This is a genomic window from Deltaproteobacteria bacterium HGW-Deltaproteobacteria-6 (assembly GCA_002840435.1).
Taxonomy (GTDB): domain Bacteria; phylum Desulfobacterota; class Syntrophia; order Syntrophales; family Smithellaceae; genus UBA8904.
The window spans coordinates 97,655-112,929 of sequence record PHAT01000009.1; the positions used below are offsets into that span (position 1 = coordinate 97,655).

Genomic DNA, 15,275 nt, shown 5'->3' on the forward strand with positions numbered 1-15,275 from the left:
TACTAACTAAATAACTGGAGGGTCCTATGAATTACGTTGATTATTTTCAGATGGGTTCGCTCATGGTTTTCCTTTCGATATTCTTCGGAAGGACTTTCTGGTTGAAAAGAAAGGGCACCGAAGTCATCAGACTGGGCAGTGGAAAAAAAGGATTCCCTGCCCTTCTGGAAAAAAGTTTTCTGATATTTTTCCCGCTGTGGCTCCTGCAGATTTTTATCCACTCACTCAACTTGAAAGTTCAGTTTCTTCCGGACCTGGTGACAAAACCGTTTTTCACCGGCGCACTCGTGCAATCCGCCGGAGTCTTCATGATCAGCGCCGGCATACTCCTGTTTATCGGTTCGCTGGTCTCCTTCAAAACCTCGTGGCGCATCGGCATTGACACTGTGGCGCCGGGCGGGTTAATCACCACCGGTGTTTTTTCAGTGTCGCGCAACCCGATCTTTCTTTCCATGGACATGTATTTTCTAGGCACGTTCCTGATCTGCAGCAACCTGTTTTTCCTTTTGTGTTTTATCGGGATGGCCTGCGGCTTTCATTTTCAGATCCGCCAGGAAGAAGCCTTTTTGAATGCAAGATACGGCAATCATTATCGTGAATACATGACACAGGTTCATCGATATTTTTGATACAGGGAGGCTGCATCATGAGATTAAGTGACATTGAATTTAAAGCCATGAATAATCCCGTGCGCCGGTTTTTTCAGAAACACGTGGAATTCCGGAATTTCAGGTCGCTGGGATTAGTGGACAAACACAAAAACATTCTGGAGATCGGCTGCGGTTCAGGCTATGGCACGATACTGCTTTCAACCTTACAGCCAAAGTCTTATCTCGGTGTCGATCTGATGCCGGAGCAAATAGCGCTTACCGGACAATGGCATCTTTCCGAATATGCATTCAAGACGATGGATGCCGCGGACATGAATGAAATTCCTTCCCATAGCCGGGACATTATTGCGATCTTCGGAATCCTCCATCACATACCCCGATGGCGCGAAGTGATTAAAGAATGCCGGAGGGTTCTCACGAACGGCGGCAAATTGTTCATTGAAGAACCGGATAAAAATATCATCGGATATTGCGACAGGTTTTTTCATTACGGGCATCCTGAATCAGATTTCAGTCTGGCTTTGCTTGAAAATGAACTGGTCAATAACTGCTTTAAAATAATCCGGAAAAGAAAAGTACTGGGATTTGGCACATATTACGCGCAGGCATACAGTTTAACAAAAAAAAGACGCCATTAATTTGATTGAAAAAGAAAACATGATGGCTTAAAGGTATTCCACGCTGTTTCATTGGATCAGTCATCTTAATCAGCCGGGGAGCAAACTAAATTGCAGTGGAGCATTGTTCTACTTATTCTTTTGGCGGCCGCCCTGCACGCCGGCTGGAATGTCCTGATTAAAGCAGAGTCGGGCAATTCATCGAACACGATATTGATTATTGCGGGAAGCGCCGTCATCGGAGTGGTGTTCCTGCCGTTTGTTCCTCTGCCGCTTGCCGCGAGCTGGCCTTATCTCGGGGCTTCCGTTGTCATTCACATTTTTTATTTCGGCGTGTTGCTTGCGGCCTATAAAAAAGGAGACATGAGTCTGGTTTATCCGCTCATGCGCGGCCTGCCGCCCGTATTGACAGCTCTTGCCGCTTCCGTCTTGTTTCAGGAGTCATTGTCTCCCGCGGGATGGATGGGTGTCGCGCTGGTGTCCGCCGGAGCCTTAACGCTGATGGCGGATTTCCGTTTATCTGAAAAATTCAAGGCCGCGCCCGTTCTGCTGGCCATCGGGGAGGCGGCGATCATCGTGATCTACACTCTGGTGGATGCCCGGGGCGCGCGGCTTTCCGGACACGCCTTCAGCTATACCGGCTGGATGCTCTCTCTGCTGGCCTTATTTTTTCTGGTGGCCATGCCGGTGATGGAAGGACGCCAGGTTTTCGTCCGGATCATTAAGAACTGGAAGAAAAGCCTGATCGGCGGCTCGTTTACTTTTGCCTCTTACGGCATAGCCCTCTGGGCCATGACTTACGCACCGGTTGCGCTGGTGGCCGCGCTGCGTGAGGCGTCCATTCTCTTCGGCACCATTTTTTCCGTCCTGATCCTGAAGGAACGGGTTACTCCGGTGAGGATTCTGTCCATTATCATGATTGTGGCGGGAGCCGTCGCCATCAAAATGTCCTGAGACCTTGCATCATTGCTTTTTTTGTCATCGCGGCCTGTGCTTGACGGCGTTTTCACTTTCATGATAGCGTCCGCCAGCAAAACTTAAAAAGGGCATGGAATGACCGCATATTTAAATATTCCGCAATCAATCACGCAAGATGGAGCTCCCCGATGACCACAAGGCAACCTTCCTGGATTATCAAGCTGTTTACTCATATTCGCGATTCACGCCTGGTTTGGGATGTGATGGGGTCCATATACAACCGGCGGATTTATAACGCCGTTGTCGAGCTGTATGCCCATATCACCCAGGAGCTGCAGATTCAGGGAAATGCCCGTATTCTCGATGCGGGTTCAGGCCGGGGTTATATTTCCTTCATGCTGGCCGTGAAAAATCCCCGGGCCATGATTACGGGAATCGATTATTCTTTTATGCAGGTTCGTGAAGCGGAAAAACACCGCCAGCAAATGAAAATCGTGAATTGTTCTTTCAGCCGGATCAATGTAATGAATATCGGTTTTCAGGATGATCTCTTTGACGCCGCTGTCAGCGTCGGATCCATCAAGCACTGGCCGGACGCTCTTCAGGGTCTGAGGGAAATCCACCGCGTTCTCAAACCCGGCGGCCAGCTGATCATCTCGGAGACCGATCAGGGGGCGACAGATGACGCTCTCCGGCAGTTTCTCAGCCGGTTCAGAGTCTGGTTTATACCCGACAGACTTCTTTTCTGGGGGTTGCGTCATGTCGTTTTCGGACAGAGCTATTCGGAATCAACATTGGCCGCCGCCGTTCACGAAGCGGGTTTTCGCCATGTTGAATGTCAACGGGTGGCCACTTGCCCCTATGTTATCGTAAAAGCGCAAAAATAGATGATCAAGACTCCAGTGGACAATTTCCGTGGGAATCGCCTGACAGGTCTTGACATTTTCCGTTATAATCTCTAGATTAAATCAAATACATGCAAGGATGTAATGTTATGCCGATTTACGAATATCAATGCGATAAATGCAAAAAACAATTCGAAGTGGTTACGCTGAGCTTGAGCGAAAAACCGAAAGCCGTCTGTCCGAAGTGCAAATCAAAGAAAACCAGCAAAATAATCTCCAGAGTCGGAAAAGGCAAGTATGGGGCCCTTCGTTCCGGCGGTTCCGTGAGCAGCAGCGCCCCCAGCAGTTCCGGTTGCTCTTCCTGCTCCTCATCAAACTGTTCTTCCTGCGGGCATTAGGCCGTTCGATAGGGAAAGATTCACAGGATTCCTCAATAAAAACCGGTTCACCGCAAGCAGCAGGCCGGTTTTTATTCCCTGTTTGACGTTTCTCTTAAAAGAGGTATAATTACCGCAAGATCTGATCAATATTGACACCACTTCCCCTCAATTCTCCTGCGCCGCCTTATGCTGGCAGCCACCGGTTACAGATAATTTTCACACAGCATTTTCGTCACTGACATTTCTTTGAACATTTCACATTTGTTTTCATCGCCGTCGCTCTTACATCGCCTTTTCATTGCGGATAACGGACTTACGGCATAAACATTTCTGAGGAAAGGCCCTGCTTTATCCATTATTGCCGGCCGAGAAGACCGGTGTGCAACGTTTAGAGACTTTCAACCCGCTAAAGAGAAAGGAGAAAGATGATGAGCAGCATTTATAAAGTCATTGAGATTATCGGGGGCAGTGAAAAGTCATGGGAAGACGCGGCTAAAAAAGCCGTGGAAACGGCGGCAAAGAGCCTTAAAGACATCCGGATTGCGGAAATCAAGGAACTGGATATGCGGGTTGATAAAAACAAAGTGGTGGAATATCGCGTAAAAATGCGGGTGTCGTTCAAGTATACGCCCGGTTAATATAATTTTACAGGATCACAGCCTCGCCGGACGCGGAAAATAAACATATCACAGATGAAAGCGGCGGAAATTTTTCCGCCGCAGCGCACGGGTTTGCGTCCGCAAAACATCGTCCTGTCAACGTTGCGCGGGCACATGAGTTAAGACTGAATTCCCCCGGCGATAAACATGGCGATGCCTCTGCGGACAATCATCACGCCGATGGCTGCCAGAAGCAGGCTGATGATTTTGGATATGGCTTTTGAACCGGTTTTGCCCAGCACCCGGTTAATCAACGGCGCCATGAAAAACATGACGCCCACAATTAAAATGTTGGCGGCAATAGCAAGCGATGTAATCACCGCGCTGTGCTCATTAATCAGCAGCAGGGACGTAGTCAGTACGGCGGGGCCCGTAATCAGGGGAACGCCGATCGGCACGGCCCCGACACTGTCCAGATCGACAATATTGATTTTTTTCTCGCCGGCAAGGATATCACGGATGGAAATAACAAAAAGAAGCGTGCCGCCCGCGATCATAAAATCAGCAACAGTAATATTCAGAAGCCGGAAAATAGCCGTACCCACGGCGATGAAAACAATAGCCACCACCAGTGCCGTGATCATCGATTGAATGATAATTTTTCGAATTTGCTTTTTTTCAATGCCTTCGGTCAAATTAATAAAGAGCGGCAAAAGTCCTATGGCGTCAACGGCCACAAACAGCGGCACAAAACATAACCAGAATGATTTCATTGAATTCGCACCTTTCCGTAAACACACTTTATACCAATATTTGCATCGTAGCACATTCCGTCAATAGGTTAAACAACAGTCCACTCGAGCGCCCGTTCAAGAAATGCTGCAATATCAGCATGGATCAACCACCGTGCAGCAAGCGGTCGAGGTAGGGATGAACGTCTTTATATCACAGCAAGCTGCGGCGAATTAACACTCGTCCCGCAACAGCGGGATTAAATCTCCTTGCAGCGCCATCAGGGATATGTTACCCATCCGCCACTTAAAAAAGAGGGTCGCACAATATGATTCATTTCAGCGGCATTTCCAAACAACACGGTCCGCAGATCCTGTTTCGAAATGCCAGTTTTCAGATACTGCCCGGCTCACGCTCGGGCCTGGTTGGCCCCAACGGCGCGGGCAAAACCAGCATTTTCCGCCTGATCATGGGCGAAGAAGAGTTTGACGAAGGCGAAATCACCAAAGCCCGCAATACCGTTTGCGGCTATTTTTCACAGGATGTCGGCGCCATGTCCGGCCGCTCGGCGCTTGAGGAAGTCATCTCCGCTTCGGAAGATGTCGTGAAACTGGGTGTCCAAATTCAGGAGATGGAAGCGGCCATGTGCGAACCGCAAAGCGAAGAAGACATGGCCGGCCTCTTGGAACGCTATGGGAACATTCAGGCCGAATTTGAGCATCGCGACGGTTACGATCTGGAAAGCCGCGCGCAAACCATCCTGACCGGCCTGGGCATCGGCCCCGACGACTACCATCACCCCGTGGAAACATTCAGCGGCGGCTGGAAGATGCGCATCGCGCTGGCCAAAATTCTTTCCATCAATCCCGATGTCCTTTTACTGGATGAACCCACCAACCATCTGGATGTGGAATCAATCATCTGGCTGGAGGAATGGCTCTCCACGTCATTTAAGGGCGCGCTCTTGATGACCAGCCACGACCGCGAATTTATGAACCGGGTCGTCACCCGCATTATTGAAGTAGCCAACCGCACCATCACAACTTACAGCGGCAATTACGACTTTTATCTGCGTGAACGGGAAATAAGGCGCGAACAGCTTCTGGCCAGCCACCGCCGCCAGCAGGAAATGCTGGCCAAGGAAGAAGATTTCATCGCCCGTTTTGCCGCGCGGGCCTCACACGCGTCGCAGGTGCAGTCGCGCATCAAGAAGATTGATAAAATCGAGCGCATCGAAATCCCGCCCGAACAGCGCAGCATCAAATTTGAATTTGCCGAGCCTCCGCGCAGCGGCGATGATGTGGTCAAGCTCGACGGGCTTGGCAAAGTATGGCCCCGCCCCGACGGAGGCGAAAAATCGGTTTTTGGCGGCGTCAGCGGCATGATCCGAAGGCAGGATAAAATCGCCGTCGTGGGTGTCAACGGCGCAGGCAAGTCTACCTTCTTAAAAGTGCTGGCCGGTCAGGCCGCGCCTTCATCCGGCAGTTTGAATCTGGGCGCCAACGTTTATCCCGGCTATTTCAGTCAGCATGCCATGGATATCCTGCAGCCGCAGAAAACCGTGCTCGAAACCGTACAGGATGCCATGCCCCAGGCGCATCTGGGCACCCTGCGCAACCTTTGCGCTGCTTTCCTGTTTCACGGGGATGATATTTACAAGCGGATCGACAAATTGTCCGGCGGAGAAAAAAGCCGCGTGGTTCTGGCAACCATGCTGGTGCAGCCGATTAACCTGTTGATCCTGGATGAGCCGACCAATCATCTTGATATCCAGTCACGTGAAACGCTGCTTGCCGCGCTGCAAAACTTTACCGGCACCGTCGTCTTGGTCAGCCACGACCGCCACTTTCTGCGCTGCCTCATTAACCGCGTTTTTGAAATTGATCACGGCGAGATGCGGATCTACAACGGCCATTACGAATACTACCTGGAAAAGACCGGACGGGAACACCGGGCGGCTTAAACAGAATGACTTGCGGAAATGATACCATCCGCACACCCGCATAAGGCGCGACGTTTGACGCCATGGCGTACAAGGATCAGCAACAACCTCGGAGCAGATTTAAATGGCCATCCACAAAATACCGGTCGATCAGCTGAGTGCTGAAGCCTTAAAGGGTGTAATCGACGAATTTATTACCAGAGATGGAACTGATTACGGGGCAATTGAGGCTTCCCCTGAAACAAAATTCAAACAGGTAAAGCAAAAACTGGAAAGCGGTTGGGCCGTTCTTGTTTATGATGACGAGACGGAAACCACCAACATCTTCATGAAAGACGACCCTCTGTTAAAAAAGATGGATCACTTCAATGAATAAAATAAATCAAAAAGACACCCAATCCACGCTGCGCGTCACACGTCCGGTCAAGCTGCTTGAATTTCTCTGTGAATCATTTCCTGACCGGAGCAGAAAATCCGTAAAAGCGCTTCTTGAACAAAAGCAGATCATGATCGCAAGTCAGATCGTCACCTGGTTTAATTATCAGCTCGAACCGGGAATGGATGTCATGGTCCTGAAAAAGAAGGCGTCACAGAACACGACGCTCCGGAAAATGAATCTGATCTATGAAGATGAACATCTGATGGTCATTGAAAAGTCAGCGGGACTCCTCTCGGTCGCCAGCGAAAAAGAAACCGGTGAAACAGCCTTCAGTATTTTAAAAAGTCATGTTAAAAAATTTTCTAATGACGCCCAGCTTTATGTTGTGCATCGTCTTGATCGTGACACCTCCGGCGTCATGATGTTTGCAAAGGATAAGGCAATTCAGCAGAAATTGCAGGATAACTGGGATGCTGTTGTTACGAAGCGGATATATTATGCCGTAGTTGAAGGCCATGTCCATAAAGCGGAAGGCAAAATCGTTTCTACGCTTAAAGAAAACAAATCATTGAAAATGTATTCATCCGGCACAGCGGAAAACGGACAAAAAGCGGTTACCCGATATCGTGTTTTGAAAAGTAATGCGCGATACTCACTGCTGGAAGTTGCTTTGGAAACCGGCAGAAAAAACCAGATAAGGGTTCATCTTCAGGACATCGGCCACAGCATCGCCGGTGATAAAAAATACGGGGCATTAACCAATCCGATCCGCCGTCTGGGGCTGCATGCCGGGATTCTGGAATTTTTCCACCCGGCCACCGGCAAACGCATGCATTTTGAAACGCCGGTTCCGGCATGTTTTGAAATACTGTTCGGATAGCGGCTTCAGCAATTCGGAAATGGAACTAATGTAATGCGTAAGAGATGTCTTTCTGTCATAACCTTTCAGGTCAAGCGTTCCCGACTTGCAGCCTGTGTCGTAATTGTAACAATTGTCATTCCGAATCCCGATACAGTCGGGATGAGGAATCTTAAGAAATCCAACATATAATAAAGATATCTCCCGTTGGTCGATATGACATAAAAATGAATTGCCCCGCAGACCGAGGGTCTGTTCGCAATGACTTGAATGCGACTTGGTATCAGCAGCATCCACGCAAAAAGGCCGCTCCATCCAATGATGAAGCGGCCTTCGTTGATTTAAATCATATCTTTAAAGATATCTGCGTGCCTATCGCTGAGCGAATGAAATGATTAATCCAGAACCACCATCACCCGGCATTTCTGCAGGAAGGTCAGGTTATCTTTTGCAGAACGGATATTTTTGGCATCTTCATTACTGATGACGAATTCCGACATTCCGGCGCCCTGCACACGGATGGCCTTGACCGTCAACGGACTGCTTGTCACTCTGGCGTTACTCTGCGCGGCGGTCAGGTCACGGGCGTAACCGCAAATACCCTGTTGGATGGCGTAGTCCTTTTTGACGATGAGGGTTCCGTAAACTTCAGCGCCGTTTTCATCAAAGACTTTAGGAGACATCGCCGGACGGGCCTGAAGACCCCGGCCATCGATTACCAGACCGGTATAAACTTCATCCCTTGGCGCGGACTTCTTGGAAAAAGGCACGGGTTTATGCTCTTTCATGTCCTGCTTTTTATCATCGGCAATGGCCTGAGGAAGAACCGCTTTGGCCACACCGGACAGGGGCATGCGCACAGTTACTTCCACTGTTCCGTCCGACAAATATTCCTTCTTTACAATCTGCGCGCCCTTCACCATGCCGCTGATGGCCGTATTGATGACATCGCTCTCCACGGCAAAGTCTTTAACGGTTGTTTTAGAATCAATCTGGACACCCTGCACGGTTTCCAGCAGATTTCTCAGTGCGTCAACCTGCGCCGCCCTCAACGCCATGGGACGCGCCTGGGGCTTTCCGTAATACTGCTCCGGAGGAGCGCCGGTACCGACAGATTCTATATAGCCATCCTCATAATTCACCAATCCCTTGTCGCCGACCTGATTCGTTACCTTGGATTCGATAATCTTTGTCCATTCCGACACACCGACTTTGCCGTCCTTGTTCTCTTGGGCAAAACTGATGCCGGCGCACAGAAGAATAATGCTGATGACGATTGAAATTCCCGCTTTATGCAACGACTTCATAAAATACCTCCTCTATTCAAATGTTAAATAAACAATCTAATTCATCACGTTAATATGCAAAGTTCTATATCATATCTCCAGCCAAATTCCTGAATTATTTTTTGGGGAAATCAATATTGCCGGTGCAAAGAGGCAAGCCCGGCGCCGTGTGCCGGGCCGGACATGAACGAAAAAATCTTTTCTGATTGGAAGTCTCCTGCGCACATTCAACATTTATTAGAGGTTGACCGTCAAGCCGGATTCACGTATTATTCGACTGTTTTAACACCCAGTCACTCGATCCTTGACCTTTCTTAAAAGGAGAAACGTTATGAAACGTATCTTATCCGCCGTGATAATTCTTTTCTTATCCTTTTTTTTAAATCTTTCGGGATTTGCCGGTGAACTACCCGCCGTGGATTTTTTCAGCCCTCAGGGAACGGTAAAAGGCATCCGCCAGGTCAGCGTCCGCTTTTCCGGACAGATGGTGCCTTTTGGCGACCCGCGCAGTCTGACCGACCCTTTTGATATCGCCTGTCCCGCTCCGGGCGCCGGGCGCTGGGCGGACGGCAAGAACTGGATTTATGATTTCAACGCGGATCTTCCCGCAGGCATTTCCTGTACATTTTCACTGAAACCGGGCCTGAAGAATCTTGCAGGCATTGAACTTAGCGGACAGAAGATTTTCACTTTTTCCACGGGCGGCCCCGCCATCATCCGGACAAATCCCTATCACGGCAACACCATCGATGAGGAACAGATTTTTATTCTGACACTGGACGCCGAACCGGATACCCGGTCCGTTCTGGAACATGCATCCTTTTCCGTCGAAGGTATTGCAGGCGCGATCGGCATCCGTTTGATCGAAGGGAAGGACAGAGAAAAAATACTGGCGGCAACCTTTTACAAAAGAGCGCAACGCGGGAAAATCGCGGGCGCCGAACCGCCTGTTGTTTTAATCCAGAGCAAACAGCGATTTCCCAACCATACCGCTGTCAGACTCATCTGGGGCAAAGGGGTAAAATCCAAAACCGGTGTGGCCACCTCGCAGGATCAGATTTTCACCTATGAAACGCGCAAAGAGTTTATGGCGGAATTCTCCTGTGACCGGGAAAATCCACAGGCGGGCTGCATTCCCTTCCTGCCGATGACGCTTAATTTCACTGCGCCGCTCTCGAAAGAGCAGGCCGGTAAAATCATTTTGCGGGCATCCGATCCCAAAACACTGCCGGCACCCACGGGAAAGAAGTTGGCCGCCGCTTCGAATAAAGCAGTCTGGAAAGCGCAATTTGATCAAAATCAAGCATACATCTATTCGGTTACATTCGCCGGACCGTTTCCCGAAAACGCAAAATTCACACTGGAATTGCCGCCCGGCCTGAAAGATGACGCCTCGCGAAAACTGGTCAACGCCAATCAATTCCCGCTCGCGGTCCGCACCGGCGATTACCCGCCGCTGGCAAAGTTTTCCGGACGTTTCGGCATTCTGGAGTCCAAAACCGGCGCGCTGCTTCCTGTCACCGTCCGCAATCTGGAAGCATCCCTCAAACTGTCAACGCTTAATGCAGCGGGAGACGTCTCCGGAAAAATTATGAATATCAAGACAGACCGGGGTAAAGATCTTCAGGCATGGCTTCGCAAAGTCGCTACGGTATCGCGTACGCAATCCATCTTCACCGGCAGCCCCGCAGTTAAAAGTTTTTCTCTCCCCAAGCCCGGCGGCGCCAAGGCCTTTGAGGTCATCGGCGTTCCTCTCGGGGGGCCCGGGTTTTATGTCGTCGAACTGGAAAGCCACGTGCTGGGCAAGGCGCTCCTGGACAAAGATTTACCCATGCGTGTTCAGACAACAGCGCTGGTGACCAACCTGGCCGCTCATTTTAAGCAGGGCCGTGAATCATCGCTGGTGTGGGTCACCACGCTGGATAGCGCACAACCTGTCAAGGGCGCGGATGTAACCATTCGGGACTGTCAGGACAAGATTATCTGGCAGGGAAAAACCGATTCCGCAGGCATCGCCTCCATTAAACGCAAATTAACCGACGAAAACAAGTTGCCCTATTGCTCCTTTAAGGAAGATGAAAACCACGACTGGCGTTATGATGAAAGCTACCAGCTGTCGGGATTGCAGGGCGGCCTGTTCATCACGGCGCAAAGCGGCGCTGATTTGACCTTTGTGCATTCCAGCTGGGATCAGGGTATTGAACCCTGGCGCTTTCAGCTCCTTGAGGAATTTCACCCCGCGCCGACCATCGCCCATACCGTTTTCGACCGGACGCTCCTGCGCGCGGGTGACACGGTGCATATGAAGCATATCCTCCGTGAACATACCTCCTCCGGTTTCCGTTTCAGTCCGAAGACCAGCTGGCCCGCCAAGGCCACTATTACGCATTCCGGCAGCGGGCAGAAATATGAATTCCCCCTGAAATGGGACGCCAAAGGCGTTGCCGAAACTACCTGGGCCATTCCTAAAGAAGCCAAGCTGGGCCGATACGATATTCATCTGCAATCATTTTCTTCCGGTAATTTCCGCGTCGAGGAATACCGGATTCCGCTGATGCGCGGCGCCATCAAACCGCCCGTCAAACCTCTGATCAAAGCGCGTGAAGCGGCACTGGACGTGAGCGTGCAATATCTGGCAGGCAGCGGCGCGGGAAATCTGCCGGTTAAAATGCGCGCGGAAGTCCGGCCCAAACACCTCTCATCTTTTGAGAGTTATGATGATTTCACTTTTGCCAACGGCGGCATTACCAGCGGCGTGAAAAGGCGCGGTGACTATTCGTCCGACGACAGCGAGGAAAGCGACAGTGGCAAAACGGTAAAGCTGCCCCTTCGGAATATTGTTCTGGATGCGGCCGGATCGCTCCGTGTCAACATCGACCGGCTGCCGCAGGCAGACCTTCCCCGCGAACTGGCAGCCGAGATGGAATTTGCCGATCCCAATGGAGAAATTTCCACAGTCTCGTCGCGCGTCCCCCTGTGGCCTTCACAATATCTGATCGGCATCAAGCCGGATTCCTGGGCATCCTCCAGAGAAAAACTTAAATTTCAGGTTGCGGTTCTCGATATTTCCGGCGCGCCCGTAACCGGCGCGAAAGTAAAAGTGGATATTCTGGAGAGGAAAAATTATTCCCACCGGAAAAGGCTGATCGGCGGCTTTTACGCCTACGAGCACATAACCGAAATCAAAAAAATCGGCCTGATTTGCGAAGGGAAAACCGGCGCGCGCGGCCTGCTTGTTTGCGAAGCGAAATCCCCTGTTTCGGGCAATGTTATTCTACAGGCGGAGAGCGCCGACCAAACCGGCCGCAAGACCGTCGCCAATCGGGACATCTGGGTGGCGGATAAGGAAGACTGGTGGTTTGATGCAAGCGATCATGACCGGATTGATCTGATCGCGGAAAAGAAGCGCTACGAGCCGGGCGAAAAGGCGGTCTTTCAGGTGCGGATGCCGTTTCGCGAGGCCACCGCGCTGATTTCCATAGAGCGCGAAGGAATTCTGGATGCCTGGATTAAACCCGTCTCCGGGAATAATCCAATCATTGAGGTGCCGGTCAAAGCGTCCTACGCACCCAATGTCTTCGTCTCAGCGCTTGTCGTGCGGGGGCGTGTGGCGGGCATCCAGCCCGGAAGCAAGGTTGACCTGGGTAAACCGGCCTATAAACTCGGCATTGCCGAAATCAACGTCGGCTGGAAAAATCATGAACTGAAATTGTCCGTCACCACGGATACCAAAGTCTACAAGGTCCGCGACAAAGTAAAAGTAAAAATAAAAGCGCTGACCGCACAGGGCCAGGCGCCGCCTGCAGGCAGTGAAGTAGCGGTGGCGGCAGTTGATGAAGGACTTTTGGAATTAATGCCCAACCGCAGCTGGGAGCTGCTTCAGGCGATGATGGGACGGCGCGGCACCAGCGTAAAAACCGCGACCGCACAGATGCAGGTTGTGGGCAAACGTCACTTCGGCCTCAAGGCCCTGGCGCAGGGGGGTGGCGGAGGACTGGCTTCCGGCCACGAACCCACCCGCGAAATGTTTGACCCGCTGCTGTCATGGAAGGGACGCGTCACGCTGGACGCTAGAGGCGAAGCCTCAATTGATGTGCCGCTCAATGATTCGCTGACCAGCTTCCGTATTGTGGCTGTAGCCACGGCCGGCGCGGGTTATTTCGGAACAGGACACACATCGATCCGGTCCACCCAGGACCTGATGGTTCTTTCCGGCCTTTCTCCTGTCGTTCGCGAAGGGGACAAATACTTCGCCGGGTTTACCATTCGCAACACGTCGGAACAGCCCATGGATGTTACCCTTTCCGCTTCCGTTGCCGAAATGAAATGGCAGATTATGCCGCTTGGCGCGACGCTTGCCGCAGGGGAATCCAAGGAAATCGGCTGGAATACAACAGCGCCTTTCGGCATTGAAAAAATGACATGGACCATTGACGCGAAAGACGCAAAATCCGGCACCACCGACCGGATCAGAGTCACGCAAAACATTGTTCCCGCCACGCCCGTAAGAACCTATCAGGCCACGATCACCCAGCTCGACAAACCCTATCAGTTGGAGGTGGAGCGGCCGGCTTCTGCCATTCCGGGGCTGGGCGGCGTGAAAACGACCCTGAAACCGAAAATATCGGATGGACTCGACGGGGTCACGGATTATATGAAAAAGTATTCTTACTCCTGCATGGAACAAAAAGTCTCCGTGGCCGTGGCGCTTCGCGATGAAGCGCTCTGGAAGGAGACTATGGGCAAACTGCCCGCGTATCTGGACAATACGGGACTGATTAAATTCTTCCCGTTGAGTTTTTTATGCGGCTCTCCCACGCTTACCTCTTATATTCTGGCCATTGCCGATGAAGCGGGTTGGCCCATTCCGGAAAATGCCAAACAAAAAATGCAAAACGGCCTCACGCATTTTATTGCCGGAAAAGCCACCTGTTCTTCGTGGTTTCCTGCTGCGGACTTGAGCATCCGCAAACTATCGGCCATCGAAGCCCTCTCCCGTGATGGAAAAGCCTCTGTCGCCATGCTGGACTCAATCAGCATCGAACCGAATCTATGGCCGACCTCGGCCGTGATCGACTGGCGCAATATCCTGCGCAATATCCCGGACATTCGCGATAACGCGGCGCGCGTGAAAGAGGCCGAGCAGATTTTGCGTTCCAGACTGAATTTTCAGGGCACGACCATGGGGTTTTCCACGGAAAGATCGGATGTTCTCTGGTGGCTGATGGTGTCAGTGGACGTCAATGCCGTCCGCGCACTGATCACGCTGATGAATGAACCCTCCTGGAAGGAAGATATGCCAAGGCTTGCACAGGGCGCGCTGGCCAGGCAAAAGAAAGGCCATTGGGATTTGACCCTGGCCAATGCCTGGGGCGTTCTGGCAATGGAAAAATTCTCCAAAACCTTTGAATCGGTTCCGGTGGCCGGTCAAACCGCCACCACTTTGGGCCAGCAAAGCAGGACGCTCAACTGGAAGACCAACCCCAAAGGCGGATCTGAACGATTAGCCTGGCCTCAGAGAAAATCGCCAATCAGCATATCGCATGCAGGCGCCGGTAAACCCTGGCTGACCGTCACAAGCACAGCTGCGATACCGCTTGTCAAACCTTTTTCCAGCGGCTACAAGATTACAAAAACGATTTCTCCCGTGTCGCAGAAACGGCCGAATCACTGGACAAAAGGCGACGTTCTGCGCGTCCGTCTTGATCTGGAGGCTCAGGCGGATCAGACCTGGGTAGTGGTAAATGATCCGGTGCCGGCGGGAACGACCATACTGGGCGGCGGCCTCGGCCGGGATTCACAAATCCTGACTGCCGGTGAGAAGAATGAAGGCCGGGTCTGGCCGGCGTTTGAAGAACGCACGTTTGAGGCGTTTCGCGCCTACTATGAATATGTCCCCAAAGGGAAGTGGCGCGTCGAATACACGGTCAGGCTCAATGCCAGCGGCACTTTCCAGCTGCCCGCTACCCGGGTGGAAGCGATGTATTTCCCGGAAATGCTGGGAGAGTGGCCGAATGCAGCGGTAACGGTGGAGAGGTAGTCAGGTTCAAGTCTGAAGTCTGAAGACTGAAGGAAAAAACGTGGCGCTGCATGCAGCTACAGGGAAT

At 51.4% G+C, this 15,275-nt stretch carries 12 protein-coding genes; 10 read left to right on the plus strand and 2 right to left on the minus strand.

Annotated features, from left to right (window positions below):
* Positions 1 to 26 precede the first annotated feature (26 nt).
* The 6 genes from CVU71_17240 to CVU71_17265 all read left to right on the plus strand — a co-directional run bounded on the left by CVU71_17240 (position 27) and on the right by CVU71_17265 (position 4,009).
* Complete coding sequence (locus tag CVU71_17240) at positions 27 to 629, plus strand: hypothetical protein (GenBank protein PKN17274.1); 603 nt, start codon at positions 27 to 29, stop codon at positions 627 to 629.
* A gap of 17 nt (positions 630 to 646) precedes the next feature.
* Positions 647 to 1,249, plus strand: coding sequence for a hypothetical protein (locus CVU71_17245; GenBank protein ID PKN17275.1), 603 nt, complete (start codon positions 647 to 649; stop codon positions 1,247 to 1,249).
* Positions 1,250 to 1,339: 90 nt separating this feature from the next.
* On the plus strand, positions 1,340 to 2,182 hold the full coding sequence (locus tag CVU71_17250) for an EamA family transporter (protein ID PKN17276.1): 843 nt from the start codon (positions 1,340 to 1,342) through the stop codon (positions 2,180 to 2,182).
* Positions 2,183 to 2,334: 152 nt separating this feature from the next.
* The gene (locus tag CVU71_17255) at positions 2,335 to 3,033 is read left to right on the plus strand and encodes a hypothetical protein (GenBank protein PKN17277.1); all 699 of its coding nucleotides are present in this window, start codon (positions 2,335 to 2,337) and stop codon (positions 3,031 to 3,033) included.
* A 107-nt stretch (positions 3,034 to 3,140) separates the two neighbouring features.
* Complete coding sequence (locus CVU71_17260; GenBank protein ID PKN17278.1) at positions 3,141 to 3,389, plus strand: FmdB family transcriptional regulator; 249 nt, start codon at positions 3,141 to 3,143, stop codon at positions 3,387 to 3,389.
* Between the two features lie 407 nt (positions 3,390 to 3,796).
* Positions 3,797 to 4,009 (plus strand): transporter, encoded by a 213-nt coding sequence (locus tag CVU71_17265; protein PKN17279.1) that lies wholly within the window; start codon positions 3,797 to 3,799, stop codon positions 4,007 to 4,009.
* 140 nt (positions 4,010 to 4,149) lie between these two features.
* Here the strand turns inward: CVU71_17265 and CVU71_17270 are convergent, their stop codons facing one another.
* Positions 4,150 to 4,743, minus strand: a complete 594-nt coding sequence (locus tag CVU71_17270; GenBank protein PKN17280.1) for a MarC family protein — start codon at positions 4,741 to 4,743, stop codon at positions 4,150 to 4,152.
* A 287-nt stretch (positions 4,744 to 5,030) separates the two neighbouring features.
* Here CVU71_17270 and CVU71_17275 point away from each other — a divergent pair, with 287 nt between their 5' ends.
* The 3 genes from CVU71_17275 to CVU71_17285 all read left to right on the plus strand — a co-directional run bounded on the left by CVU71_17275 (position 5,031) and on the right by CVU71_17285 (position 7,903).
* Complete coding sequence (locus CVU71_17275) at positions 5,031 to 6,665, plus strand: glycosyl transferase family 1 (GenBank protein PKN17281.1); 1,635 nt, start codon at positions 5,031 to 5,033, stop codon at positions 6,663 to 6,665.
* Positions 6,666 to 6,768: 103 nt separating this feature from the next.
* Positions 6,769 to 7,020, plus strand: a complete 252-nt coding sequence (locus CVU71_17280; protein ID PKN17282.1) for a cytoplasmic protein — start codon at positions 6,769 to 6,771, stop codon at positions 7,018 to 7,020.
* Positions 7,013 to 7,903, plus strand: coding sequence for an RNA pseudouridine synthase (locus CVU71_17285; protein ID PKN17283.1), 891 nt, complete (start codon positions 7,013 to 7,015; stop codon positions 7,901 to 7,903). Before CVU71_17280 ends, CVU71_17285 begins: the two co-directional genes overlap by 8 nt.
* 374 nt (positions 7,904 to 8,277) lie before the next feature.
* Here the strand turns inward: CVU71_17285 and CVU71_17290 are convergent, their stop codons facing one another.
* Positions 8,278 to 9,189, minus strand: a complete 912-nt coding sequence (locus CVU71_17290) for a hypothetical protein (GenBank protein PKN17284.1) — start codon at positions 9,187 to 9,189, stop codon at positions 8,278 to 8,280.
* 310 nt (positions 9,190 to 9,499) lie between these two features.
* Here CVU71_17290 and CVU71_17295 point away from each other — a divergent pair, with 310 nt between their 5' ends.
* A complete protein-coding gene (locus CVU71_17295; protein ID PKN17285.1) occupies positions 9,500 to 15,208 on the plus strand; it encodes an alpha-2-macroglobulin in 5,709 nt (1,902 codons plus the stop codon).
* Positions 15,209 to 15,275: the final 67 nt, after the last annotated feature.

Excerpts from the sequence above, each read along its gene's own strand:
- CVU71_17240 (PKN17274.1), top strand. The coding sequence starts at position 27 with ATGAATTACGTTGATTATTTTCAGATGGGTTCGCTCATGGTTTTCCTT.
- CVU71_17245 (PKN17275.1), top strand. The coding sequence starts at position 647 with ATGAGATTAAGTGACATTGAATTTAAAGCCATGAATAATCCCGTGCGC.
- CVU71_17255 (PKN17277.1), top strand. The coding sequence starts at position 2,335 with ATGACCACAAGGCAACCTTCCTGGATTATCAAGCTGTTTACTCATATT.
- CVU71_17260 (PKN17278.1), top strand. The coding sequence starts at position 3,141 with ATGCCGATTTACGAATATCAATGCGATAAATGCAAAAAACAATTCGAA.
- CVU71_17265 (PKN17279.1), top strand. The coding sequence starts at position 3,797 with ATGATGAGCAGCATTTATAAAGTCATTGAGATTATCGGGGGCAGTGAA.
- CVU71_17270 (PKN17280.1), bottom strand. The coding sequence starts at position 4,743 with ATGAAATCATTCTGGTTATGTTTTGTGCCGCTGTTTGTGGCCGTTGAC.
- CVU71_17275 (PKN17281.1), top strand. The coding sequence starts at position 5,031 with ATGATTCATTTCAGCGGCATTTCCAAACAACACGGTCCGCAGATCCTG.
- CVU71_17280 (PKN17282.1), top strand. The coding sequence starts at position 6,769 with ATGGCCATCCACAAAATACCGGTCGATCAGCTGAGTGCTGAAGCCTTA.
- CVU71_17285 (PKN17283.1), top strand. The coding sequence starts at position 7,013 with ATGAATAAAATAAATCAAAAAGACACCCAATCCACGCTGCGCGTCACA.
- CVU71_17290 (PKN17284.1), bottom strand. The coding sequence starts at position 9,189 with ATGAAGTCGTTGCATAAAGCGGGAATTTCAATCGTCATCAGCATTATT.
- CVU71_17295 (PKN17285.1), top strand. The coding sequence starts at position 9,500 with ATGAAACGTATCTTATCCGCCGTGATAATTCTTTTCTTATCCTTTTTT.